We start from the raw sequence: 20,953 nt of genomic DNA, 5'->3' as shown, positions 1-20,953 counted from the left end.
TCCCGGGGCGCGGTCACGGCGCGCCCGGCGGGATGAACGGCAGGCCCGGCGGCGGGCCCTCCTCGACCAGCCGCAGCAGCGCCCCGGTGTCCGCGTGCTCCTCGACGAGGTCCGCCAGCCGGTCCAACTGCTCCTCGCGCAGCGCCCCGAACCGCGTGTCCGGGGCGGGGACGAACCGCCGCCCGGCCGCCTCCGCGACCCGCCGCAGGAACGCCCGGCGGAACCCGTCGGACTCCAGCGAGCCGTGCCAGTGCGTGCCCCACACCGCGCCCACCCGGCAGCCGTCCAGGAACGGCTCGCCGCCCAGCAGTTCGGCCACCCCGTGGTGGATCTCGTAGCCGGCCACCCGCTCGCCGTACTCCTCGCCGACCGGCCGGGCCAGCGTCTTCTCCCGGGCGAACCGCACCCGCACCGGCAGCAGGCCCAGCCCCGGCACCGTTCCGGCCCGCGACTCCACCTCGTCCTCGATCAGCTCGCCCAGCAGCTGGAAGCCGCCGCACACGCCGAGCACCGGCCGCCCCTCGGCGGCCCGCCGGGCCACCGCGTCGGCCAGCCCGCGCTCCCGCAGCCAGGCCAGCGCCCGGACGGTGCCGCGGGTGCCGGGCAGCACCACGAGGTCGGCGTCGGCCAGCTCCTCGGGCCGGTCCACGAACCGCACCACCACGCCGGGTTCGGCCGCGAGCGCGTCCACGTCGGTGAAGTTCGACATCAGCGGCACCGCCGCCACCGCCACCCGCAGCAGCTCCGGCCCGTGCGGCGCCGCCACCACCGACTCCCGCACCGTGCCGCGCAGCGACACCCGCAGGCCGTCCTCCTCGTCGATGCCCAGCCCGTGCGCAAAGGGCAGCACGCCCAGCACCGGGCGGCCGGTCAGGCCGTTCAGCATGTCGAGCCCCGGCCGCAGCAACTCCACGTCGCCGCGGAACTTGTTCACCAGGTACCCGGCGATCAGCCGCTGGTCGGCGGCGTCCAGCAGCGCGGTGGTGCCGTAGAACGAGGCGAACACGCCGCCGCGGTCGATGTCGCCGACCACCACCACCGGCAGGTTCGCCCGGCGGGCCACCGCCATGTTGACGATGTCGGTGCGGCGCAGGTTGATCTCGGCCGGGCTGCCGGCGCCCTCGCAGATGACGGCGTCGTAGGTGCGGCCCAGCTCCTCCAGGCAGCCCGCCACCGTCTCCAGCAGCTCGCCCTGCCGCCCGCCGTGGTAGCCGCGCGCGCTCAACTCGCCCACCGCCCGGCCCAGCACCACCACCTGGCTGCTGCGCTCCCCGCCGGGCTTGAGCAGCACCGGGTTCATCAGCGCCGACGGCTCCACCCCGGCCGCCTGCGCCTGCATCGCCTGCGCCCGGCCGATCTCCGCCCCGTCGCGCGTGACGAAGGAGTTGAGCGACATGTTCTGGCCCTTGAACGGCGCGACCCGCACACCCCGGCGGGCCAGCCAGCGGCAGATGCCCGCGGTGACCACGCTCTTGCCGGTGTCCGAACCGGTCCCCGCGACCAGCAGCCCCTTCACGCCACGCCTCCCCGACCCGTCACGCGCGGGCCCGCCGCCCGCGTCCGCAGTACCGACACGGCCGCCGCCGCGCCCAGCGCGAGCGCGCCGACCCGGCGCGACAGCCGCACCGCGCGCGGGATGTCCGCCGCCGCCGGCGCCCTGAACTCCCCGCCGAGCACTGCCCGGTGCTCCGAGCGCCCGCCGTAGGAGAGCGGGCCGCCCAGTCGCAGCCGCAGTGCCCCGGCGAAGGCCGCCTCCACCGGGCCCGCGTTGGGGCTCGGATGGCCGGCCGCGTCGCGCCGCCACACCGCCAGCGCGTCGGCCGGGTACGGCCCGGCCGCCGCCGCGAGCAGCGCGGTCAGCCGGGCGCCGGGCCAGCCGGCGACGTCGTCCAGCCGGGCGGCCGCCCAGCCGAACCGCAGGTGCCGGGGCGAGCGGTGGCCCACCATCGCGTCCAGCGTGTTGACGGCACGGAAGCCGGCCAGGCCCGGCACGCCCAGCAGCGCGCCCCACACCAGGGCGCCCACCACCGCGTCCGAGGTGTTCTCGGCCACCGACTCCACCACCGCCCGGGCGATCCCGTCGGCGTCCAGCCCCTGCGGGTCGCGCCCGCACAGGTGCGGCAGCCGGGCCCGAGCCGCGTCCAGGTCGCCGCGCTCCAGGGCGGCGGCCACCAGACCGGCCTCGCGGGCGAGCGAGGTACCGCCGAGCACCGCCCACGCGGCCAGCGCGGTCAGCGCCACCGAGGCGGCGGGGGAGCGCCGCACGGCCCGCTCGGCCAGCCGGCCGGCGCCGAACGCGCCGCCCGCGCACACCGCCGCGAAGAGGGCGCCGCGGGCGCGGTCGTCGCGCCACAGCCGCTGTTCCAGGGCACCGGCCAGCCGTCCGAACCCGGCCACCGGGTGGCCGCGACGGGGGTCGCCGGCCAGCAGGTCGCCGAGGAAGCCGAGCGCGGCGCCGTACGCGAAGACGCGGTCGGCACGCGTCATGGGCGGGTCGTGTCCGCGGCCGGGAAGGCCGCACGGGCGTGCCAGGGCATGGCAGGAGTCCTCACTCAGGGTCCGCGCCCTGGATCGACGTGACCGGCGGTGAGAGTCTCCTGGCTCCCGGATCGGCGCACTCCCCGGGCCTTCCAGCCGGTGGAACCGGCCGTGGCGTACGGGTGTCGGGAGGGCGCTCCCCGGTGACAGTGGCGGGACCGCGCCGGATTCGCACCGGACTTCCTCTCCTGCCGCCGTATGGCTCCCGGCAGTTCACCACGTGCCGCATAGCCCGTCAACTCGCCCTTGACCTGCCGCTCGGCACGCTCCGCGGACCCGGCGCGGAGGGGTGCGCCCCAGCCCACCGGGGGCGCGCCCCGCGGCCGCCCGCGGAACAGCGGAACAGCCGGCCGCCGCCCTCGGACGGTGCCGGGGGCGGCGGTCAGCTGGTACGGAGGCGGGCGCGGGGTGCGTCCCGGGCGTCCCGGGCTGGGCGGGCGGCCCGGCCGGTCAGCCCGCGATCAGGTAGATGCCGTACGCCACGGCCGCCGCGCACGCGGCGAAGCAGACGTAGGCGCCGGCCCGCGACAGCGCCGCGGTGGCGCCGCGCTGGACGGTGGCCGCGGCGGGCCGCGACAGCCCCAGCACGCCGAGCGTGAAGACCCCGACCAGGCCGACGGTGGACAGCACGGTCACCAGGAGGACGGAGCCGAGCGCGTGCCAGTCGATGCTCATGAGGGTGCCCTTCAGACCGTGGTGGGAGCGGAGGCCGCGGGGGCCGCGGACGGCTGGACGTGGAGCGGCGGCTGGAGTTGGGCCTCCAGCAGGTCCACGGGCTGGGCCGCCGACGGAGCCGGAGCCGGAGCGGAAGCCGGAGCAAGAGCGGAAGCCGGAGCCGTGGGCACCGACCGCTCCGGGGCCGGGGCCGGGGCTGCCACGGCGGCGGCCTGCGGGGCGACCGGCTCGACGTCGTTGACGTTGGAGTGGGTGACGGGCTTGCGCCGGGCGGCGGTCCGCACGACCGCGCAGACGGCGAGGCCGATCACGCCGACCGCGGTGACGCCCCAGGCGCCCCGGTCGGCCAGGTACGCGGCGCCGCCGCCGATCAGGCCGGCCGCCGGCAGGGTCAGCGCCCACGCGGCGACCATCCGGCCGGCGGTGCTCCAGCGCACCGTGGCGCCGGAGCGGCCCAGGCCCGTGCCCAGTACCGAGCCGGTGCACACCTGGGTGGTGGAGAGCGCGAAGCCCAGGTGCGAGGAGGCCAGGATGGTGGCCGCCGCGCCGGTCTGGGCGGCGAAGCCCTGCTGCGGCTGGATGTCCGTGATGCCCTTGCCGACCGTGCGGATGATCCGCCAGCCGCCGAGCCAGGTGCCCAGGGCGATGGCCGAACCCGCGCTGACGATCACCCACAGCGGCGGGTCGGAGTGCGGGGCGACGACCCCGCCGGTGACCAGCGTCAGCGTGATCACGCCCATGGTCTTCTGGGCGTCGTTGGTGCCGTGGGCCAGCGAGACCAGCGCCGCGGAGGCGATCTGGCCGGCGCGGAAGCCGCGCCCGGCCGCCTCCGGGTCGGCCCGGCGGCCCAGCAGGTAGGTGAGCCGGGTGGCGAGCATCGCGGCCAGACCGGCCACGAAGGGCGCCGCCACGGCGGGCACGATCACCTTGGTGACCACCGCGTCGCCGTGCACCCCGTGGGTGCCGACCGACACCAGCGTGGCGCCGATCAGCCCGCCGAAGAGCGCGTGTGAGGAGCTGGAGGGGAGGCCGGCCAGCCAGGTCACCAGGTTCCAGATGATCGCGCCGACCAGGGCGGCGAAGATCATCGCGGGTCTGATGCCGGCGGACTCGTCCACGATCCCGCCGGAGATCGTCTTGGCGACCTCCACGGAGAGGAAGGCGCCGACGAGGTTCAGCACGGCCGACATCGCCACCGCGAGGCGGGGAGCCATGGCACCGGTGGAGATGGTGGTCGCCATGGCGTTGGCGGTGTCGTGGAAGCCGTTGGTGAAGTCGAAGACGAGGGCGGTGGCGATCACGATTCCGATCAGGAGCGTGACGTGTTCCATAGACCCGGCAATCGTTCGGTATGGGTAGTGGCGAGGTGAACGTACGGATCGTTGGTGAACGGAAGGTGAACTGGGTACGGCGTCAGAGTACTGGCGTGAATCGCGGGTGAACCAGGTGGGATCGGAAAGGGCCGGGAACCCTTCGTTCTCGGGCTCCGCCGCCGGTCAGCGGGCCCGTTCACGTGCCGCGCACCGCTTCCTCACCGAGCCGCCCGGACCGCGTGCGGAACCTCCCCGGAACCCGTCCGGACCGTCCGCGCCTCCCGGGCCGCCTCGGTCCCCGCGCCCTCCCGCGCCTTCTTCCGGCCCCGGCGGCCGCGCCCTGCGGTACGGTCGGCGCGACCACAGGAGAGGGGGCCCAGTGCCAGACGCCGCGCACGGAACCGCCCGCGAGGCCGCGCCGCCCGCCGCCCCGGACACCACCGCGGACACCGCCCCGGAGCGGCCGCAGGAGCCGGAGGCGCCGGAGCGGCCCGCCGAGCAGGCCGTCGCGGAGGCGTGGCTCCAGGTGGTGGACGCGGCCCGCCGCACCGTCGCCGACGGCCTGGTCGTCGGCACCTCCGGCAACGTCTCGGCCCGCGTCGGCGGCCTCGTCCTCGTCACGCCCACCGGCGTGCCCTACCACCGGCTCGGCCCGGACGACGCCGTCGGCGTCGAACTGGACACCGGCCGCCAGGTCCTCGGCCGGCTCCGGCCCACCAGCGAACTCCCGCTCCACCTGGCCGTCTACCGCTCCACCGGTACCCGGGCCGTGGTCCACACCCACGCCCCGCACGCCACCGCCGCCTCCCTGCTGACCGAGGAGCTGCCGGCCGTGCACTACATGGCCGCCGAACTCGGCGGCCGCCCCCGTACCGCCGGCTACGCCCTCTACGGCACCCCCGAACTGGCCGAGTCGGTGCTGGCGGCCCTGCGCGGCGGCCGCGGCGGCTGCCTGATGCGCAACCACGGCATGCTCACCCTCGGCGCCGGGATCGACCACGCCTACGACCGCACCGCGCAGCTGGAGTGGATGTGCCGGGTGTGGCTGCTGGCCCGGGCCGCCGGCGACACGCCCACCCTGCTGGACGACGCCGAGCTGGCGGCGGCCGCCGAGCGGTTCCGCGGCTACGGCCAGCCCGCCGCCCCCGGGACCGGGACCGCCCCCGGGACCGAGGCCGAGTCCGGGCCCGGCGCCGCCACAGCGCCGTAGGCCCCTTCGCGGGCCGCCGGGAGCCCTTCGCGAGCCGCGGGAGCCGCCCGCCGGGAGCCGCCCGCCCGCCGGGTGGGCCGGCCGCCCGGCTGCGGGCTTCCGGCGGCCGGCTCACCCGTCCGGCGGCGCTCCGGGGTGCCGCCCGCCCGCCGGGGGCACAGACTGGAAGGACCATGCGCCTTCGATACGCGGTGGCCGTTCTGGCCACGACCGCTCTGGGTGCCGGGACGGCCGTACTGGCGGCCGGCCGGTACGGCTCCGGCATCGCGCTCAACCCCGCGCTGGCGGGCCCGGCCGAGGAGGGCCTGGTCACCGTCCACCGGGTCACCGCGGACCGGATCGTCCTCACCCGCACCCCGGCCACCGTCCGGCCCGGTGTGCACGGCCTGACCGGGCCCGGGGTGCACGCCACCGTCGGAGCCGTCACCGAACTGGCCGCCCACACCGTCACCCGTGAGCTGCTCGCCGTCGGCAAGGGCGAGCCGCACGCCGGCATGTTCGTCCGGATCACCCCCCAGGCGTACACCGGCGACCCCCGCTCGGCCCTCGGCCTGGACTTCGAGGAGGTCCAGTACACGGGGGAACTGGGCCTGACACCCGCCTGGAAGCTCGCCGGCGCCCGCGGCACGTGGGTGATCGCCGTGCACGGAGTGGGCGCCACCCGCGAGCAGCTGCTCCCCGTGCTGCCCGCGCTGCACCGCTTCCGGCTGCCCACGCTGGTGCCCGCCTACCGCAACGACCCCGGCGCGCCCCCTCGCCGGACGGTCTGGCGCACCTCGGCGACACCGAGTGGCGGGACCTGGACGCGGCCATGCGGTACGCCGTCGAGCACGGCGCCCTCCGGCTGGTGCTCTACGGCTGGTCCACCGGTGCCGCGATGGCGCTCCGCGCCCTCCAGCAGTCCCCGGTGCGCCGGCACGTGCGCGGCATGGTGCTGGACTCGCCGGTGCTCGACTGGCGCTCCACCGTCCACGCCGCCGTCAGCTCCCGCGGACTTCCCACCGCCCTCGCCCCGCTGGCGGTGCGCGCCGCCGAGGGCCGGACCGGACTGCGCTCCGGGCACCATGCGGAGGCCGCCTCCCCGGCCCGGTTCACCGTTCCCACCCTGCTCGTCCACGGGCCCGGCGACACCTTCGCGCCCTGGCAGGGCAGCCGGGAGCTGGCCGAGCGCCGCCCGGACAAGGTGGCCCTGCACCCGGTGCCGGACGGGTCCCACACCGGTATGTGGAACGTGGACCCGGAGGGCTACGAGGAGACGCTGAGGCGATTCCTGACGCCGCTCATGTGAGCATCTCCACGCGCGGGTTTGGGATTCTGGGGTGCGAGCGGCGAGACTGATCCGGTGACGTCCCGTATCCCGCGAGACACGCCGCTCCGCCTCGTCCCGCGCCGTCCGCTGACCGCGGCCCGCAGGACCGCCACGACGCGCAGGTCACGGCCTCCGCGTCCGCCTGAGGGGACCCCCTCGGTAGCCGAACTCGCCACGCTCGCACGCGCCGAACTCGCCACCGCGGCCCGCCTCGCCCGCTGGGTGGGCGGCGGCCCCGGTGTCGGCGGCCCCCCGGGACACCACCCGAGGCGCTGCTGCGCGCCGCCGCCCAGGCCCTGGACCTGACGCCCCCGCAGACCCGCGCGGCCTGGGACCGGGCCCGGCTGTCCGGCCTGATCGAGCTGCACCAGGGCACCGCGCGCCCCGGCTGGCGGCTGCGGGCCTGGGACCGCGACGACACCGCCGTGCTGCGCGGCTGGGTCGCCCTCTTCGACGCCTGGTCACTGGCCCACCCCTTCCTGCCCGGCGACCCCGTAGGGCCCGCCGCCGGTGCCGGGGGGAGCGGTACGGAGGCCGGTACGGACGGCGCCGCGGACGGCGGCCCCGGAACCGACCCCGCGCTGGTCGCCGAGGTCATCGAGGCCGCGCCCCAACTGCTCGCCCTGCTCCACCTCTCGCAGGAGGCGATGCCGGTCGACGCGCTGCTGGACCTGCTGCGCCAGCGGGTTGCCGAGCTGCGCACCGAACGCCACGAACCGCCCGCCGACGGCGACCCGCTGCCCGCGCTGCTGGAGTGGGTGCTGGACGCCGCCACGCAGGTGGGCGCGGTGCGTCCGCGCGACCCGCGGCGGCCCGACGAGGCCGCGCTGACCGCGCTGGGCAGCTGGGCGGTGTGGGTCAAGCTGGAGCAGATCTGCGTGGCCGCGCAGGGGCCCGCCGGCAACATGGAGCAGGACGCGCCCACCATGCTGCGTGCCTGCGCCGGGCTGTCGCCGGGCACCGCCAGGGCGGAGTACCGGGCGTGGCTGGCGGCCCGCCCGGCCGGCCTGGCGGTCACCGAGCTGCTGGAGGCCGCCCGCGGCGAGGACGCGCTGCTGCGCGGGCTGGCCTTCGAGGCGCTGCGGGTCGTCGGCGACCGGGCCGAGGAGGCCGTGCGGGAGGTGGTCGCCGAGCCGACGCTGCGGCCCTACGCGGTGCTGTGGCTGGCCGAGTTGGAGGGCGGCGACCCCGACGCCGCCACCGAGCTGCTCACCCGCGAGGAGGCCACCTGGCTGTGGGTGGACACCGCCGCGGCCGTCGCCGACCACGGTGACGGCCAGCTGCTGGTCAGCCACCTGGAGAGCGCGGTCCAGGGCTCCGTGCCCGGCCTGCTCCAGGAGCTGCGCGACGTCGGCCACCCGCGCACCGTCCAGGTGCTGGTGGCGCTGGCCGCGGCCCACCCCGATCCGGCGCTGTCGAAGGCGCTGCGCCGGGCCGCCTTCCAGGTGCACACCGGCGAGGCGTGAGCGTGCCGGGCCCCCGCGGCAGGGGGCCCGGCGCGAGCCGCGCGGCGCCGGGAACCCCGCCCGGCGCCCGGTACGGCTACCCGTCTCCGGCGGGGGGCAGCTCGGGCGAGTAGGTCCCGAAGCACCACAGGTTGCCCTCCGGGTCGCGGGCCACGTAGTCGCGCGAGCCGTACTCCTGGTCGGTGAGCGGCCGGACGACGTGTACGCCGCCGTGGGCCAGCGCCCGGTCGTGGTGGGCGTCAGGGTCGTCCACCACCACGTACACCGAGACCGGTCCGGGCTCGCCGGCCAGCTCGTCGTAACTGCCCTCCGGCGGCTGCTCCCCGGCGGTGCCGAGCATCACCACTCCGTTGCCGTGGGCCAGCTCGGCGTGGGCGACGCCGCCGTCCGCGTCCTCGTGGACGGCGAGTTCGGTGAAGCCGAACGCCTCCTTCAGCAGCTCGATGGCGGCCCTGGCGTCCCTGTACCGCAGAGCCGGGTACACGGTGGGCCGGGTCGCGGGCCGGTTCGTCGCCGGCCGGCCGTTCGGCGGGGTCATGTCGGTCTCCCTCCTCGGCGGGGCTCGTGGTGCCCGTCGTGCCCGTGGTGCCCGCCGTGCCTTTCGGGGGAGGCGGGCGGACACCGCGCGGAGCCGCCGGAGTTCGGCGGTACATGTCCGAGTATGGGTGATATGGGTCACCTGCGGGGCGGTGGAGCCCGCAAAGCGGTTGCCGTGTCCCCGTAGACTGTCCGTATGGCAGTCCTGCTCCTCGATTAGCCGCGCGGCTCACGACCCGACGCCCTCTGACGGCCCACCGCCGCCCTGTCGTCCCGCGGCCGCTTCCGCACGCCCGGCCGCGTCCACCGTGCAACCGCCCAGGAGTAACCCCCGTGATCACCGCCACCGGCGTCGAGCTGCGCGCCGGCGCCCGCGTCCTCATCGAGTCCGCCTCCTTCCGCGTCGCCAAGGGCGACCGCATCGGCCTCGTCGGCCGCAACGGAGCCGGCAAGACGACCCTGACCAAGGTCCTGGCCGGCGAGGGACAGCCCGCCGCCGGGACCGTCACCCGCAGCGGCGAGGTCGGCTACCTGCCCCAGGACCCGCGCACCGGTGACCTCGACACCCTCGCCCGGGACCGCGTCCTGTCCGCCCGCGGGCTGGACACCGTGCTGCGCAAGATGCGCGAGAACGAGGAGCGGATGGCCAACGGGAAGGGCGCCACCCTCGAGAACGCGATGAAGAAGTACTCGCGGCTGGAGACCGAGTTCCTCACCAAGGGCGGATACGCCGCCGAGGCCGAGGCGGCCACCATCGCCGCCGCCCTCGGCCTGCCCGACCGCGTCCTCGGCCAGCCGCTGCACACCCTCTCCGGCGGCCAGCGGCGCCGCGTGGAGCTGGCCCGCATTCTCTTCTCCGACGCCGACACGCTCCTGCTGGACGAGCCCACCAACCACCTCGACGCCGACTCCATCGCCTGGCTGCGCGAGTACCTGAAGACCTATCGCGGCGGATTCATCGTCATCTCCCACGACGTGGAGCTCGTCGAGACGGTCGTCAACAAGGTCTTCTACCTGGACGCCAACCGGTCCGCGATCGACGTCTACAACATGGGTTGGAAGCTCTACCAGCAGCAGCGCGAAGCCGACGAGAAACGCCGCAAGCGCGAGCGCGCGAATGCCGAGAAGAAAGCCGCCGCGCTGAATTCCCAGGCCGACAAGATGCGCGCCAAGGCCACCAAGACCGTCGCCGCGCAGAACATGGCCCGCCGGGCCGAGAAGCTGCTGGCCGGACTGGACGACGTCCGGCTGTCCGACAAGGTCGCCAAGCTGCGCTTCCCCGACCCCGCGCCGTGCGGCCGCACCCCGCTGATGGCCAGCGGGCTGTCGAAGTCCTACGGCTCGCTGGAGATCTTCACCGACGTCGACCTGGCCATCGACCGCGGCACCCGGGTGGTCATCCTCGGCCTCAACGGCGCCGGCAAGACCACGCTGCTGCGGCTGCTGGCCGGGGTGGAGAAGTCGGACACCGGCGAGGTCGTGCCCGGCCACGGCCTCAAGCTCGGCTACTACGCGCAGGAGCACGAGACGCTCGACCCGGCCCGCACGGTGCTGGAGAACATGCGCTCGTCGGCGCCCGACACCGACCTGGCCGAGATCCGCAAGATCCTGGGCTCCTTCCTCTTCTCCGGCGACGACGTCGACAAGCCGGCCGGGGTCCTTTCCGGTGGTGAGAAGACCCGGCTGGCGCTGGCCGCCCTGGTCGTCTCCAGCGCCAACGTGCTGCTGCTGGACGAGCCGACCAACAACCTGGACCCGGCCAGCCGTGAGGAGATCCTGGGCGCCCTGCGCACCTTCACCGGCGCGGTGGTGCTGGTCACGCACGACGAGGGCGCGGTGGAGGCGCTCCAGCCCGAGCGGATCATCCTGCTGCCCGACGGCGTCGAGGACCTGTGGGGCCAGGAGTACGCGGACCTGGTCTCCCTCGCCTGACCGCCCTGCCCCGCGGGGGGCCGACGGTGGGCCGGTGGCTCCGATGATCATGGTGAATCGATCATTCGGACCACCGGCCCTCCTGCATCTGTACGAGGCGGCCTGGTACCGGCTCCGACGCCCGGCCACCCGTCCGGCCCAGCCCGGCGCAACCGGTTTCCGGCCTGCGGGGCTTCCCGGTGAACGCTGCTGACCTGCCCGTATTGCCCCGGTCCGGATCGCCGTGGCGAATTGGCGACCAGGGAATTGCCGCCGCGGGGCGTTGTGCGGGTGGCTAAGCGGGACATTCAGTTTGCGAATGTCCGGTGATGGGCCTTGTGCATTGGGTGGCCATCAAGGACCTTAGGGGTGATCATGAGAGTGCATAGCGCACTTCCCTCAAGGAGGCACGGGTGGCCGAGACTCTGAAGAAGGGCAGCCGGGTGACCGGCGCCGCGCGCGAGAAGCTCGCGGCAGACCTGAAGAAGAAGTACGACTCCGGTGCGAGTATCCGGGCGCTGGCCGAGGAGACCGGCCGTTCCTACGGATTCGTGCACCGGATGCTGAGCGAGTCGGGCGTGACCCTGCGCGGTCGCGGCGGCGCGACCAGGGGCAAGAAGGCCGACGCGGCCTGAGCCCCGCGGGGGCGGCGCGCGGTACCCGGGCGTCTTCTCCTCACCCGGAGGTCGGACCGCGGGGCCAGGCTGGTTACTCTTCGGTAATCATGTCCGCGGTCCGCTCGGAGGTGCCCGATGCCCGCTGCCCCTGCCCTGCTCGAACGTGACGGAGTCCGGCTCACGCTGGAGGACGCCGTCGCGCACGTGACCTTGTGCGACCCGGCCCGGCGCAACGCGCAGTCGCCCAAGCTGTGGCGGGCGCTGGCCGAGGTCGGCCGGACGCTGCCTGGCTCGGTACGGGTGGTGGTGCTGCGCGGAGAGGGCCCGTCCTTCTCCGCCGGCCTCGACCGCCAGGCGTTCACCCCCGAGGGCTTCGACGGCGAGCCGTCCTTCCTGGACCTCGCCCGCGGCCCCGAGGAGGAGCGGGACCGGGCCATCGCCGGGTACCAGGAGGCGTTCACCTGGTGGCGGCGCGCCGATCTCGTCACGATCGCCGCCGTCCAGGGCCACGCGATCGGCGCCGGGTTCCAGCTCGCCCTCGCCTGCGACCTGAGGGTGTGCGCCGACGACGTGCGGTTCGCGATGCGCGAGACCTCCCTCGGCCTGGTGCCCGACCTCACGGGGACCAGGCCGCTGGTGGAGCTGGTCGGCTACGGGCGGGCCCTGGAGATCTGCGCCACCGGCCGCTTCGTGTACGCCGAGGAGGCGGCCAGGACGGGGCTGGCCACCGTGGTGGTGCCCGCCGCCGACCTGGAGGGAGCGGTCGCCGACCTCACCGCGGCGCTGCTCGCCTCGCCCCGCGCGGCGGTGAACGAGACGAAGGCGCTGCTGCTCTCGGCCCTCGCCGGGGCCCCCGAGGCCCAGTACGCGGCCGAGCGCGCCGCCCAGGGCCGCCGCCTCCAGGACCTGGCCGGCCTGGGCGACTGACCGGCCGGCCGGTCGACCGGCCCGAGCTGGGAGGGCGCGGACGGCCCGGGTCAGGCCGAGGTGACCAGCACGGCCACGGCGACCGGCCCGGGCGCCCCCGGGGCCGCCGCCGCGCGAGCCGCGGCGGCGGCCAGCCGGCCGACCGTCAGCGCGTGGTGGCCGGGCGCTGCCGCCAGCTGCACCTGCACCCGGCGGCCCGGCTCCGCAGGCGGCCGGGAATCGCGCACCCGCAGGCCGCCGGTCCCGGCCAGCACTCCGGCGAGGTCCGCGACGCCCGGCACGGCCCGCAGCGCCGCCTCGACCGCGAGCCTCGCGTCCGCGGAGTCCGACAGGGCCGGCCCGGAGCCGGTCCCGGACGCCGGCCCGGCCCCGGCAGGGGAGCCGCCTCCTCGGCCACCCCGGCCCGGCCGTGCGACTCGGCCCCCGAGCCCTCCTCGTCGACTCCCTCGTCCCCTTCGTCGAGCAACCCGGCCACCTCCAGGTCGACCACCTCCACCGCAAGGCCCAACCCCTCGCGGGCCGCGGTGAACAGGGCCTGCCGCAGCCGCTCGGCGGTGGCCGGCAGCGGCTCGGCCGCCGAGGCCTCGAACGCCGCCGTGATCCGCAGCGGCCCGTGCGGCAGCGCGCCCAGCGGCGCCGCGTCCAGCCCCGGCCGACCGCGGTCCGGGTGGCCGCGGTCCGGGGCGCCGCGGTCCGGGCCGCCGTCCTGGGCGCCGCGGTCCGGGCCGCCGTCGAGCGCGTCGCCGTCGTGCGCGCCACCATCGTGCGCGTCACCGTCCTGGAGCAGTACCGCGACGGAGCCCAGCCGCGCCCCGGGGAGCGCCGCGCAGCCGCGGCGCAGCGCGAGCACCGCCGCCCGTTCGGTGATCCACACGGGATCGTCCCCGTCGCCCAGCGGCAACAGGCGGCCGAGCGCGACCTGTTCCCGCACGGTTCGGGTCAGTCGGTCCCCGCTCACCCTTCGTCCCTCCCGTCGGCCGGCCACTCGATCGGGGGGTCGGCTCTACTCGCTCGCCGCATCCCCCACGCGCTCCAGGGCATGCGGATCTAGTGTGGTGCACGGAGCAGCCCAGACGAAGGGACGACTCGCGATGACGGACAGCCAGCAGTACGGACCGGGCGACCAGACCGGCACCTCCCTCGGTGAGGGCAGGACCTTGGACAAGGGCGGTTCCGGTGCCCGCCGGGCCCTGGGCGATCCGGCCACCCGCGGCCGTACCACCATCGCCGACGGCGTGGTCGAGAAGATCGCCGGCCTGGCCGCGCGGGACGTGGTGGGCGTGCACGCGATGGGCACCGGCCTGTCGCGCACCTTCGGCGCCGTCCGCGACCGGGTGCCGGGCAGCCGGTCCGCCGCCCGCGGTGTCAAGGCCGAGGTCGGCGAGGTGCAGACCGCTCTCGACCTCGACATCGTCGTCGAGTACGGCGTGTCGATCGTCGAGGTCGCGCGGGCCGTGCGGGAGAACGTCATCGCCGCCGTGGAGCGGATGACCGGCCTGGAGGTCGTGGAGGTGAACGTCGCGGTCGGCGACGTGAAGCTGCCCGACGAGGAGGACGAGGACGAGCGTGAGCAGCGGGTGCAGTGACAGTGACGTGCCCGGACGCGCACGGCGGGCGGACCGGTTGATGCGGACGGAGAGCGCGGCATGAGCATGGCGGTGATCGGCCTGGCGGCGGGGATGGCCCTCGGGTTCGCCGGATACTTCGGCGGCTTCGGGGCGTTCCTCCTGGTGGCCGCGTTGGGCGCGGTCGGCTTCGTGGTGGGCAAGTTCCTCGACGGCGACCTCGAACCCGGGGAGTTCTTCCGTTCGCGTGACCGCGACCGGCGGCGCTGATGGCCCGCCCCGTCCCCGTCCGCCTGCTGCCGGCCGGTGAGCGGGGTGCGCTGCGGATCACGGACCGGGTCGTCGCCAAGATCGCCGCGCAGGCGGCCGGCGAGGCGCTGGGCGACGCGCCGGGCGGGGAGCTGGTGCCCAAGGACGTCCGCCCGCACGCCACCGTCTCGGTGCGGCGGCAGACCGCCCGGCTGCGGCTGGCCCTCGAACTCGGCTACCCGGCGGACCTCGGCGCGGTCTGCGGCACCGTACGCCGCCATGTCACCGAGCGGGTGGAGATGATGACCGGCATGGACGTACCCGAGGTGGCCGTGGAGGTGGAGCGGCTGCACACCGCGGCGAGCCCGGGCGAGGACGAACGGAGAGTGCGGTGAGCGAGTCCGGCCACCCGGCCGCGCCGGGAGCGGCGGACGAGCCGGCCCCCACCGTCCGGCTGCCCGTCGGGGCCGGCGCCGGCCCCGCCCCCGCGGCCCAGCCGGGCACCGGCGGTTCCGGTGGCGGTTCCCACGACGGTTCCGGTGGCGGCCCCGAGGGGCCCGGCGGCGACTCCTCCGGCGGCCCGGACTCGGGCGCTGAGCGGTACACGCCGGGGCCGGGGGAGCCCGGCGGCGGCCACGCCCGCCGCTTCTGGTCCAGCCGCCGGTGGCCGGCCGCCCTGTGCGCCGCCGCCGTGCTGGCCCTGTCGGGGCTCTTCCTCTACGACGTGTCGGCGGTGCGGGCCGGTCGCAGGACGATGGCGTGGCGGCGCACCCTGGCCGACGAGTTGGCCACCCGGCACCTGGACAACGTCTGGATCATCGTCGGGGCGGCGGTGGCCGCGGCGCTCGGACTGTGGCTGCTCGTACTGGCGTTCACCCCGGGCGACCGCCAGGTGCTGGTGATGGCCCGGCGCGGGCCGCGGGGGGTGCGCGCGGGCCTGGACCGGCACGCCGCCGAACTCGTCCTGCGCGACCGGGCGATGGAGGTCTCCGGCGTGCGCTGGAGCCAGGTCGGCGTGAGCCGGCGCAAGGTCAGGGCCCGCGCCGACTCGCACTTCCGCCAGCTGGACGACGTACGGCGGGAGCTGACGGAGGCGCTGGAAGCGGCCATCGACCAGCTCGGCCTCGCCAAGCCGCTCCCGCTGCGCGTCCGGGTCCGGCGGGCCGACCGCAAGACGTAGGCGGGTCACCGAGGCAGGCGGAGAGCAGGCGGAGAGCAGGCGGAGAGCCGGACGATCCGCCGCAGCGGGGCTCCCGGCGGAGTCCCGTGACGGCGGGTCGGGGCCGGGAACGCGGGTCGAGTACAGCGAGGGAGGAGAGGGCCGATGCGCACCACCGTCAACCGAGTCCTGTTCGGGCTGATCGGCCTGGTGCTGCTGGTGGTGGGCCTGTCGGTGCTGGTCGGCAGTCTCGACCTCCAGCGCCACTGGGACTTCCGGATGCCGCACTGGTGGCCGTTCACCGGCCCGAAGGACGTGCTGCTCGCCGCGCACGACCGCACCCGCTACCGGTCCGACGGCTGGTGGTGGCCGGTGGTCATCGCCGCCCTGGCCGTCCTGGTGCTGGCGTCCCTGTGGTGGCTGCTGGCCCAGACCCGTACCCGGCGGCTGCGGCAGCTGCGGATCGACAGCGGCGACGGCTCCAGCGCCCTGCTGCGCGGCCGGGCCGTCGAGCGGGTGCTGACCGCCGAGAGCCAGGCGTACGACGGGGTCGAGTGGGCCGGGGCGCGGCTGGTCACCCGGCACGGCAACCCCGAGGCGCGGCTGCTGCTCGGCCTGGAGCCCTTCGCCAACCCGCGCGAGGTCGTCGACGGGCTGGACGACGACGTGGTGGAGCACGCCCGCACCTCTGCCGGCCTCGACGTACTGCCGACCGAGGCCCGGCTGCGGGCGGTTCGGCACCGGGCGCGCAGGGTCACCTGACGCGACGGCGGTTGGAGGCGGGCTCGCTCGCGGTGCTCGCGCGGGGTCGGCGGCGGGCTCGCGGTGGCTCACGAGCGGGCTGTCCGACAGCCGCGCGTCCGGGTCAGCCCCTGGCCCCGGCCGGCCCGCCGGACAGCGCCAGCGCGCTGTTGACCAGGCCGATGTGGCTGAACGCCTGCGGGAAGTTGCCCAGCTGGCGCCCGGCCACCGGGTCCCACTCCTCTGCCAGCAGCCCCACGTCGTTGCGGAGCGACAGCAGCCGCTCGAAGAGCTCCGCGGCCTCCTCCCGCTCCCCGGTGGCGTGCAGCGCGTCCACCATCCAGAAGGAGCAGGCCAGGAAGGCGCCCTCGGTGCCGGGCAGGCCGTCCACGCCGGCCGCAGCCGGGCTGTAGCGGCGGACGAACCCGCCGAGGTCCAGCTCGCGCCGCACCGCCCTGACCGTGCCGGCCACCCGCGGGTCCGACGCCGGAAGGAAGCCCACCTGCGGGATCAGCAGCGTCGCCGCGTCCAGTTCGGCGGAGCCGTAGGACTGGGTGAAGGTGCCGCGGTCCTGGTCGAAGCCCTTCGCGCAGACCTCCGCGTGCACGTCGTCGCGCATCGCCCGCCAGCGGCCGGCGTCCCCGCGCAGCCTCGGCGACGCCTCAAGGGTGCGCACCGCGCGGTCGGCGGCCACCCACGCCATCACCTTGGAGTGGACGAAGTGCCGCCGCGGGCCGCGTACCTCCCACAGGCCCTCGTCGGGCTCGTGCCACTTCGTCTCCAGGAAGTCCATCAGCGCCCGCTGGAGGTCCCACACGTGCGCCTCGGTGGCCAGGCCCCGCTCCCGCGCCAGGAAGAGGGAGTCCAGCACCTCGCCGTAGACGTCCAGCTGGAGCTGCCCGGCGGCGGCGTTCCCGACCCGGACGGGTGCCGAGCCCTCGTAGCCGGCCAGCCACGGCACCTCGTACTCCGGCAGCCGGCGCTCGCCCGCGATGCCGTACATGATCTGGAGGTCGGCCGGGTCGCCGGCCACCGCGCGCAGCAGCCAGTCACGCCAGGAGTGCGCCTCGTCCAGGTAGCCGCCGGAGATCAGCGCGTTCAGGGTGAGGGCGGCGTCGCGCAGCCAGCAGTAGCGGTAGTCCCAGTTGCGGACCCCGCCCACCTCCTCGGGCAGCGAGGTGGTGGCCGCGGCCGCTATGCCGCCGCTGGGCGCGTAGGTGAGCGCCTTGAGGGTGAGCAGCGAGCGCAGCACCGCGTCCCGGTGCGGGCCCTCGTACCGGCAGCGCGCCGACCACGCCTCCCAGTCCTTGAGGCAGGCGTCGAGCGCGGCGAACGGGTCGACCCGGCGCAGCCGCTGGTGGTGCGAGGCGTTCCAGGTCAGTACGAAGCCGATCCGCTCGCCCGCGGTGACGGTGAAGTCGGCGTAGGTGCGCATGTCCTGGCCGTACGTCGGGACCGGCGGGGTACTGCGCAGCCACACCGCGTCCGGCCCGGCGGTGGCCACCAGGTGGCCGTCCACCCGGCGCACCCACGGCACCACGTTGCCGTAGTCGAAGCGCAGGGCCAGCTCCGAGCGCATCGCCACCTCGCCGGACAGGCCCTCCACGACGCGGATCACGTCCGGTGCCCGGTCGCGCTGCGGCATGAAGTCGGTCACCCGGACCGTGCCGGTCGGCGTCTCCCACAGGGTGTCCAGCACCAGGGTGTCGCCCCGGTAGGAGCGTCCGGAGCAGTGCGAGGAGCCGGCCGGGGCTATCCGCCAGCGGCCGTTGTCCTCGTCGCCCAGCAGCGCGGCGAAGCAGGCGCCGGAGTCGAAACGGGGCAGGCACAGCCAGTCGACGGAGCCGTCCCGGCCCACCAGGGCGGCGGTCTGCAGATCGCCGATGATCGCGTAGTCCTCGATACGTCCCGCCACGTGCCCGCCTCGCCGCTCGACCGTCGCCTGCACCACGACCGTACAGGGGCCGGACGGCCCCTCGCGGGGCCGGCGGGTTTCGGACGGGGCGTCAGGCGCTCGGGCGGGCGGCGAGGCGGGCGGTATGACGGGCGGTATGACGGGCGTTCCGTCAGGCGGTTCGCGTCGGGCCTTCGTCAGGCGGTTCGTGTCGGGCCTTCTCCGGGCCCTCGGCGGGGCGGGTGTCCGGGGGCGGCGTCCTCAGGCCGGGGTCGAGGCGCCGACGCGGTCGACCACGCCCTCACCGCCCTCCGCCTTGGCGCAGTGCGCGCAGCAGTAGAAGCGGCCGTCCACCTGGACGCCGTGGCCGACGATCTGCACCCGGCAGTGCTCGCAGATCGGCGCCATGCGGTGGATGGCGCACTCGAAGCTGTCGAAGACGTGCACGGCGCCCTGCGCGTGCACCTCGAAGCTCATCTCGTAGTCGTTTCCGCACACCTCACAACGGGCCATGCGCCCATTGCGCCCCCGGGCGACGCCGTTCGCAATCCGCCCCGCTGCCGCCGGGACGGGATTCACCCGGGCGTACGCCCTGCGCCACGGCCGGCAGAGCCGCGTGAGGCGGGAGCCGCGGGAGGGGAGGAGGGGCAGGAGTGGTTTCGCAGCGTGGCCGTATGGTGCCAAGCTGTCGTTGTGATGGGCTACCTTCCACCCGAGACCTCCAGTTTCGTCGGGCGGGGGCCGGAACTCGGCCGGCTCGCCACGGCGTTGGCCCGGCACCGGCTGGTCACGCTGACCGGCCCCGGCGGGGTCGGCAAGACGCGGCTGGCCCAGCGGGCCGCGCTGGCGGCGACCGCCGTCGGCGGACCCGGCGCGGCCGACCGCCCCGACGGCGCCGGCTGGGCCGACCTCAGTGCCCTGGACGGCCCCGAACTGCTGGCGGCCACCCTCTCCGACGCCGTCGACCTCGCCGACCACTCGGCGCTGCCGCGCACCGAGGCGCTGGCCGCCTGGCTCGCCGACCGCCGGGTCCTCCTCGTCCTCGACTCCTGCGAGCACCTGGCCGAGGAGTGCGCCCGCACGGTGGCGGAGCTGCTGGCGGCCGCGCCCGGCCTGACCGTCCTCGCCACCAGCCGCCGACCGTTGAACTGCCCCGGCGAGCACCTGGTGGAGGTGGCACCGCTGGCGCCCGACGGGCCGGACGCCGTCGCCCTCTTCCGCGACCGGGTCGCCGGAGCGGGCGCCGGGGCGCTGCTCGACGAGCCCGGCGCGGACGGGGCGGTGCAGGCGATCTGCCGCGCCCTGGAGGGCATTCCGCTGGCCATCGAGCTGGCCGCGGGCCGGGTCGGGCCCACTCCGGTCGGTGAGGTGGCCACCGCCCTGGCCTCCCGCTTCGAGGTTCTGGCCCGGGAGGACGGCGACGAGTTCGTCTGGCCCCGCCGCCACCGGACGCTGCGCACCACCGTCGGCTGGAGCCACGAGCTGTGCGCGCCCCTGGAACGGCTGCTGTGGGCCCGGCTCAGCGTCTTCCGCGGCGCCTTCGGCCTCGCCGACGCCCGGGCGGTGGCCGCCGGCGGGCCGTTGGACGACGACCAGGTGGCCCCCGTCCTGGAGCGGCTGGCGGCGCAGTCCGTGGTCCACCGCACGGCCGGGCCCGACGGCGAGGACCGCTACCGGCTGCTCGACACCATCCGCGAGTACGGCCAGGGGTGGCTGCGGGAGCTGGGCGAGGAGCGGGCCGCCGCCGACCGGCACGCCTTGCACTTCACCGGCCTGGCGCGCTGGGCCGACGCGGTCTGGCCCGGCCGCGACCAGCTCCTCGGCTACCGCCGGGTGGAGGAGGCCCACGCCGACCTGCGCGCCGCCCTCGACCACCTGCTGGCCGCGGACCCCGCGGCGGCGGCCGAACTCGCTGGCCTGCTGGTGTACTTCTGGACCTGCTGCGGCCACCTGAAGGAGGCCCGGGGCTACCTGGAGCAGGCCCTGGCCGCCCATACCGTGCCGGGGCCCCGGCGGACCCGCGCCCTGATCGGCCTGGGCGCCACCCTCACCCTGCACGGCGACCACGCCGCCGCCCGGGCCGTGGACGCGCGGGTCCGGGCAGCCCTCGACGCCGATCCGGACAGCCCCGGCGACGGGACGCAGCGGCTGGCCGCGGCCTGCCTGACCGGCCTGCTCGGCCTGCTCTCCGGCCGCCCGCAGGAGGCGCTGGACGCCACCCGCGAGGCCCTGGCCGCCGTGCCCGGCACGCCCTTCGACTCACCCGACCGGCTGCGGTGCACCCTCGCGGAGGTGCTGTCGCTCACCGTGCTGGGCCGCTTCGACGAGGGGCGGCAGCGGGCCCTGGTACTGCGCCGGCTGTGCGTGCGCGGCGGTGAGCTGTGGACCCGCTCCTACCTGGACTACCAGCTCTCCGTCGTGGCCCTCTTCTCCGGCGTGCCCGCGGAGGCCGCCGGGTACGCGCGCACGATGCTGCGGGCCAAGGCGGCGCTGGGCGACGCGTTCGGCATCGCGCTCGGCCTCGACCTGCTCTCCGCCGCGCTCGCCGCCGACGGCCGGCCCGAGGAGGCGGCCGCCTTCTACGGCGCCGGCGGCGCGTACTGGCGCAGCGTCGGCCATCCGCAGCGGGGCGCGCGGGAGCTGGAGCCGGTCCGGCAGCGGTGCGAGGAGACGCTGCGGGCCGAGCTGGGCGACGAGGGGTACGCCGCCGCGTGCGCCCGGGGAGCCGCCGCCAGCGGCCCGGAGGTGCTGGCCGCCGCCGTCGGGCGGCAAGGGCCCGAAGGGCCGGAGGAGCCGGCAGGGGCGGAGGAGCCCGAGTCGCCGGCGTAGTCCGTGGCCGGCA

20 protein-coding genes, 1 pseudogene and 1 riboswitch are annotated in these 20,953 nt (G+C 76.1%); of the genes and pseudogenes, 13 read left to right on the top strand and 8 right to left on the bottom strand.

From position 1 onward, the window contains the following. Positions 1–13 precede the first annotated feature (13 nt). The 4 genes from BS72_RS02010 to BS72_RS01995 all read right to left on the bottom strand — a co-directional run bounded on the left by BS72_RS02010 (position 14) and on the right by BS72_RS01995 (position 4,544). A complete protein-coding gene (locus BS72_RS02010) occupies positions 14–1,516 on the bottom strand; it encodes a cobyric acid synthase (protein ID WP_037905896.1) in 1,503 nt (500 codons plus the stop codon). Then, positions 1,513–2,487, bottom strand: coding sequence for a cobalamin biosynthesis protein (locus BS72_RS02005; RefSeq protein WP_037905895.1), 975 nt, complete (start codon positions 2,485–2,487; stop codon positions 1,513–1,515). The genes BS72_RS02010 and BS72_RS02005 overlap by 4 nt, the downstream gene beginning before the upstream one ends. 83 nt (positions 2,488–2,570) lie before the next feature. Beyond that, positions 2,571–2,772, bottom strand: a riboswitch (cobalamin riboswitch). Positions 2,773–2,988: 216 nt separating this feature from the next. Further along, the gene (locus tag BS72_RS02000) at positions 2,989–3,213 is read right to left on the bottom strand and encodes a hypothetical protein (RefSeq protein WP_037905894.1); all 225 of its coding nucleotides are present in this window, start codon (positions 3,211–3,213) and stop codon (positions 2,989–2,991) included. 11 nt (positions 3,214–3,224) lie between these two features. Continuing rightward, positions 3,225–4,544 (bottom strand): inorganic phosphate transporter, encoded by a 1,320-nt coding sequence (locus BS72_RS01995; protein WP_078900945.1) that lies wholly within the window; start codon positions 4,542–4,544, stop codon positions 3,225–3,227. 508 nt (positions 4,545–5,052) lie between these two features. On the opposite strand from BS72_RS01995, the gene BS72_RS01990 reads away from it, so the two are divergent. The 3 genes and pseudogenes from BS72_RS01990 to BS72_RS01980 all read left to right on the top strand — a co-directional run bounded on the left by BS72_RS01990 (position 5,053) and on the right by BS72_RS01980 (position 8,511). Beyond that, positions 5,053–5,736: a class II aldolase/adducin family protein gene (locus tag BS72_RS01990; RefSeq protein ID WP_232792236.1), complete on the top strand. Its 684-nt coding sequence runs from the start codon at positions 5,053–5,055 to the stop codon at positions 5,734–5,736. Positions 5,737–6,547: 811 nt separating this feature from the next. Next, positions 6,548–7,024, top strand: coding sequence for an alpha/beta hydrolase family protein (locus BS72_RS39715; RefSeq protein ID WP_407638920.1), 477 nt, complete (start codon positions 6,548–6,550; stop codon positions 7,022–7,024). Between the two features lie 54 nt (positions 7,025–7,078). Next, positions 7,079–8,511, top strand: a pseudogene (locus tag BS72_RS01980) (hypothetical protein). A 76-nt stretch (positions 8,512–8,587) separates the two neighbouring features. Here BS72_RS01980 and BS72_RS01975 read toward each other — a convergent pair. Continuing rightward, positions 8,588–9,049, bottom strand: a complete 462-nt coding sequence (locus BS72_RS01975) for a VOC family protein (protein ID WP_051950545.1) — start codon at positions 9,047–9,049, stop codon at positions 8,588–8,590. A gap of 332 nt (positions 9,050–9,381) precedes the next feature. Here BS72_RS01975 and BS72_RS01970 point away from each other — a divergent pair, with 332 nt between their 5' ends. From BS72_RS01970 to BS72_RS01960, 3 genes are all read left to right on the top strand, one after another. Next, positions 9,382–10,980, top strand: a complete 1,599-nt coding sequence (locus BS72_RS01970) for an ABC-F family ATP-binding cassette domain-containing protein (protein ID WP_037905892.1) — start codon at positions 9,382–9,384, stop codon at positions 10,978–10,980. A 392-nt stretch (positions 10,981–11,372) separates the two neighbouring features. Further along, positions 11,373–11,594 carry a helix-turn-helix domain-containing protein gene (locus BS72_RS01965; RefSeq protein ID WP_037905890.1) on the top strand — a complete coding sequence of 74 codons (222 nt, stop codon included), beginning with the start codon at positions 11,373–11,375 and terminating at the stop codon, positions 11,592–11,594. Positions 11,595–11,711: 117 nt separating this feature from the next. After that, positions 11,712–12,503 carry an enoyl-CoA hydratase/isomerase family protein gene (locus BS72_RS01960; RefSeq protein WP_037905888.1) on the top strand — a complete coding sequence of 264 codons (792 nt, stop codon included), beginning with the start codon at positions 11,712–11,714 and terminating at the stop codon, positions 12,501–12,503. 50 nt (positions 12,504–12,553) lie between these two features. Here the strand turns inward: BS72_RS01960 and BS72_RS36235 are convergent, their stop codons facing one another. Next, positions 12,554–12,784 (bottom strand): hypothetical protein, encoded by a 231-nt coding sequence (locus BS72_RS36235; RefSeq protein WP_157856131.1) that lies wholly within the window; start codon positions 12,782–12,784, stop codon positions 12,554–12,556. Between the two features lie 128 nt (positions 12,785–12,912). Between BS72_RS36235 and BS72_RS36230 the strand changes: the two genes are divergently transcribed. The 6 genes from BS72_RS36230 (at position 12,913) to amaP (ending at position 16,238) form a co-directional block, all read left to right on the top strand. Continuing rightward, complete coding sequence (locus BS72_RS36230) at positions 12,913–13,554, top strand: hypothetical protein (RefSeq protein WP_157856130.1); 642 nt, start codon at positions 12,913–12,915, stop codon at positions 13,552–13,554. A 40-nt stretch (positions 13,555–13,594) separates the two neighbouring features. Then, the gene (locus tag BS72_RS01950) at positions 13,595–14,089 is read left to right on the top strand and encodes an Asp23/Gls24 family envelope stress response protein (RefSeq protein WP_037905886.1); all 495 of its coding nucleotides are present in this window, start codon (positions 13,595–13,597) and stop codon (positions 14,087–14,089) included. A 60-nt stretch (positions 14,090–14,149) separates the two neighbouring features. After that, positions 14,150–14,338, top strand: a complete 189-nt coding sequence (locus tag BS72_RS01945; RefSeq protein ID WP_037905884.1) for a hypothetical protein — start codon at positions 14,150–14,152, stop codon at positions 14,336–14,338. Beyond that, complete coding sequence (locus BS72_RS01940; protein WP_051950542.1) at positions 14,338–14,712, top strand: Asp23/Gls24 family envelope stress response protein; 375 nt, start codon at positions 14,338–14,340, stop codon at positions 14,710–14,712. Before BS72_RS01945 ends, BS72_RS01940 begins: the two co-directional genes overlap by 1 nt. Before the next feature lie 59 nt (positions 14,713–14,771). Beyond that, positions 14,772–15,497, top strand: coding sequence for a DUF6286 domain-containing protein (locus tag BS72_RS01935; protein ID WP_407638932.1), 726 nt, complete (start codon positions 14,772–14,774; stop codon positions 15,495–15,497). A 144-nt stretch (positions 15,498–15,641) separates the two neighbouring features. Continuing rightward, positions 15,642–16,238, top strand: coding sequence for an alkaline shock response membrane anchor protein AmaP (amaP, locus tag BS72_RS01930; RefSeq protein ID WP_037905882.1), 597 nt, complete (start codon positions 15,642–15,644; stop codon positions 16,236–16,238). 103 nt (positions 16,239–16,341) lie between these two features. Here amaP and BS72_RS01925 read toward each other — a convergent pair whose 3' ends face one another. Both BS72_RS01925 and BS72_RS01920 read right to left on the bottom strand, forming a co-directional pair. Continuing rightward, the gene (locus BS72_RS01925; protein ID WP_037907260.1) at positions 16,342–18,132 is read right to left on the bottom strand and encodes a glycoside hydrolase family 15 protein; all 1,791 of its coding nucleotides are present in this window, start codon (positions 18,130–18,132) and stop codon (positions 16,342–16,344) included. 240 nt (positions 18,133–18,372) lie between these two features. After that, entirely contained in the window at positions 18,373–18,624 is a 252-nt protein-coding gene (locus BS72_RS01920; protein WP_078900943.1) for a hypothetical protein, read from the bottom strand. A 183-nt stretch (positions 18,625–18,807) separates the two neighbouring features. Between BS72_RS01920 and BS72_RS01915 the strand changes: the two genes are divergently transcribed. Beyond that, positions 18,808–20,940: an ATP-binding protein gene (locus BS72_RS01915; RefSeq protein WP_051950539.1), complete on the top strand. Its 2,133-nt coding sequence runs from the start codon at positions 18,808–18,810 to the stop codon at positions 20,938–20,940. The last annotated feature ends 13 nt before the right edge of the window (positions 20,941–20,953 follow it).

This window comes from Actinacidiphila yeochonensis CN732 (genome assembly GCF_000745345.1).
GTDB classification, from domain to species: Bacteria; Actinomycetota; Actinomycetes; order Streptomycetales; family Streptomycetaceae; genus Actinacidiphila; species Actinacidiphila yeochonensis.
This window is presented reverse-complemented; position numbering and strand designations above follow the sequence as displayed.

Coding starts and splice junctions, on each gene's coding strand:
- BS72_RS01940 (WP_051950542.1), top strand. CDS start 14,338: ATGGCCCGCCCCGTCCCCGTCCGCCTGCTGCCGGCCGGTGAGCGGGGT.
- BS72_RS01920 (WP_078900943.1), bottom strand. CDS start 18,624: ATGGCCCGTTGTGAGGTGTGCGGAAACGACTACGAGATGAGCTTCGAG.
- BS72_RS01915 (WP_051950539.1), top strand. CDS start 18,808: ATGGGCTACCTTCCACCCGAGACCTCCAGTTTCGTCGGGCGGGGGCCG.
- BS72_RS01960 (WP_037905888.1), top strand. CDS start 11,712: ATGCCCGCTGCCCCTGCCCTGCTCGAACGTGACGGAGTCCGGCTCACG.
- BS72_RS01950 (WP_037905886.1), top strand. CDS start 13,595: ATGACGGACAGCCAGCAGTACGGACCGGGCGACCAGACCGGCACCTCC.
- BS72_RS01975 (WP_051950545.1), bottom strand. CDS start 9,049: ATGACCCCGCCGAACGGCCGGCCGGCGACGAACCGGCCCGCGACCCGG.
- BS72_RS01995 (WP_078900945.1), bottom strand. CDS start 4,544: ATGGAACACGTCACGCTCCTGATCGGAATCGTGATCGCCACCGCCCTC.
- BS72_RS02005 (WP_037905895.1), bottom strand. CDS start 2,487: ATGACGCGTGCCGACCGCGTCTTCGCGTACGGCGCCGCGCTCGGCTTC.
- BS72_RS01945 (WP_037905884.1), top strand. CDS start 14,150: ATGAGCATGGCGGTGATCGGCCTGGCGGCGGGGATGGCCCTCGGGTTC.
- BS72_RS39715 (WP_407638920.1), top strand. CDS start 6,548: ATGCGGTACGCCGTCGAGCACGGCGCCCTCCGGCTGGTGCTCTACGGC.
- amaP (WP_037905882.1), top strand. CDS start 15,642: ATGCGCACCACCGTCAACCGAGTCCTGTTCGGGCTGATCGGCCTGGTG.
- BS72_RS02000 (WP_037905894.1), bottom strand. CDS start 3,213: ATGAGCATCGACTGGCACGCGCTCGGCTCCGTCCTCCTGGTGACCGTG.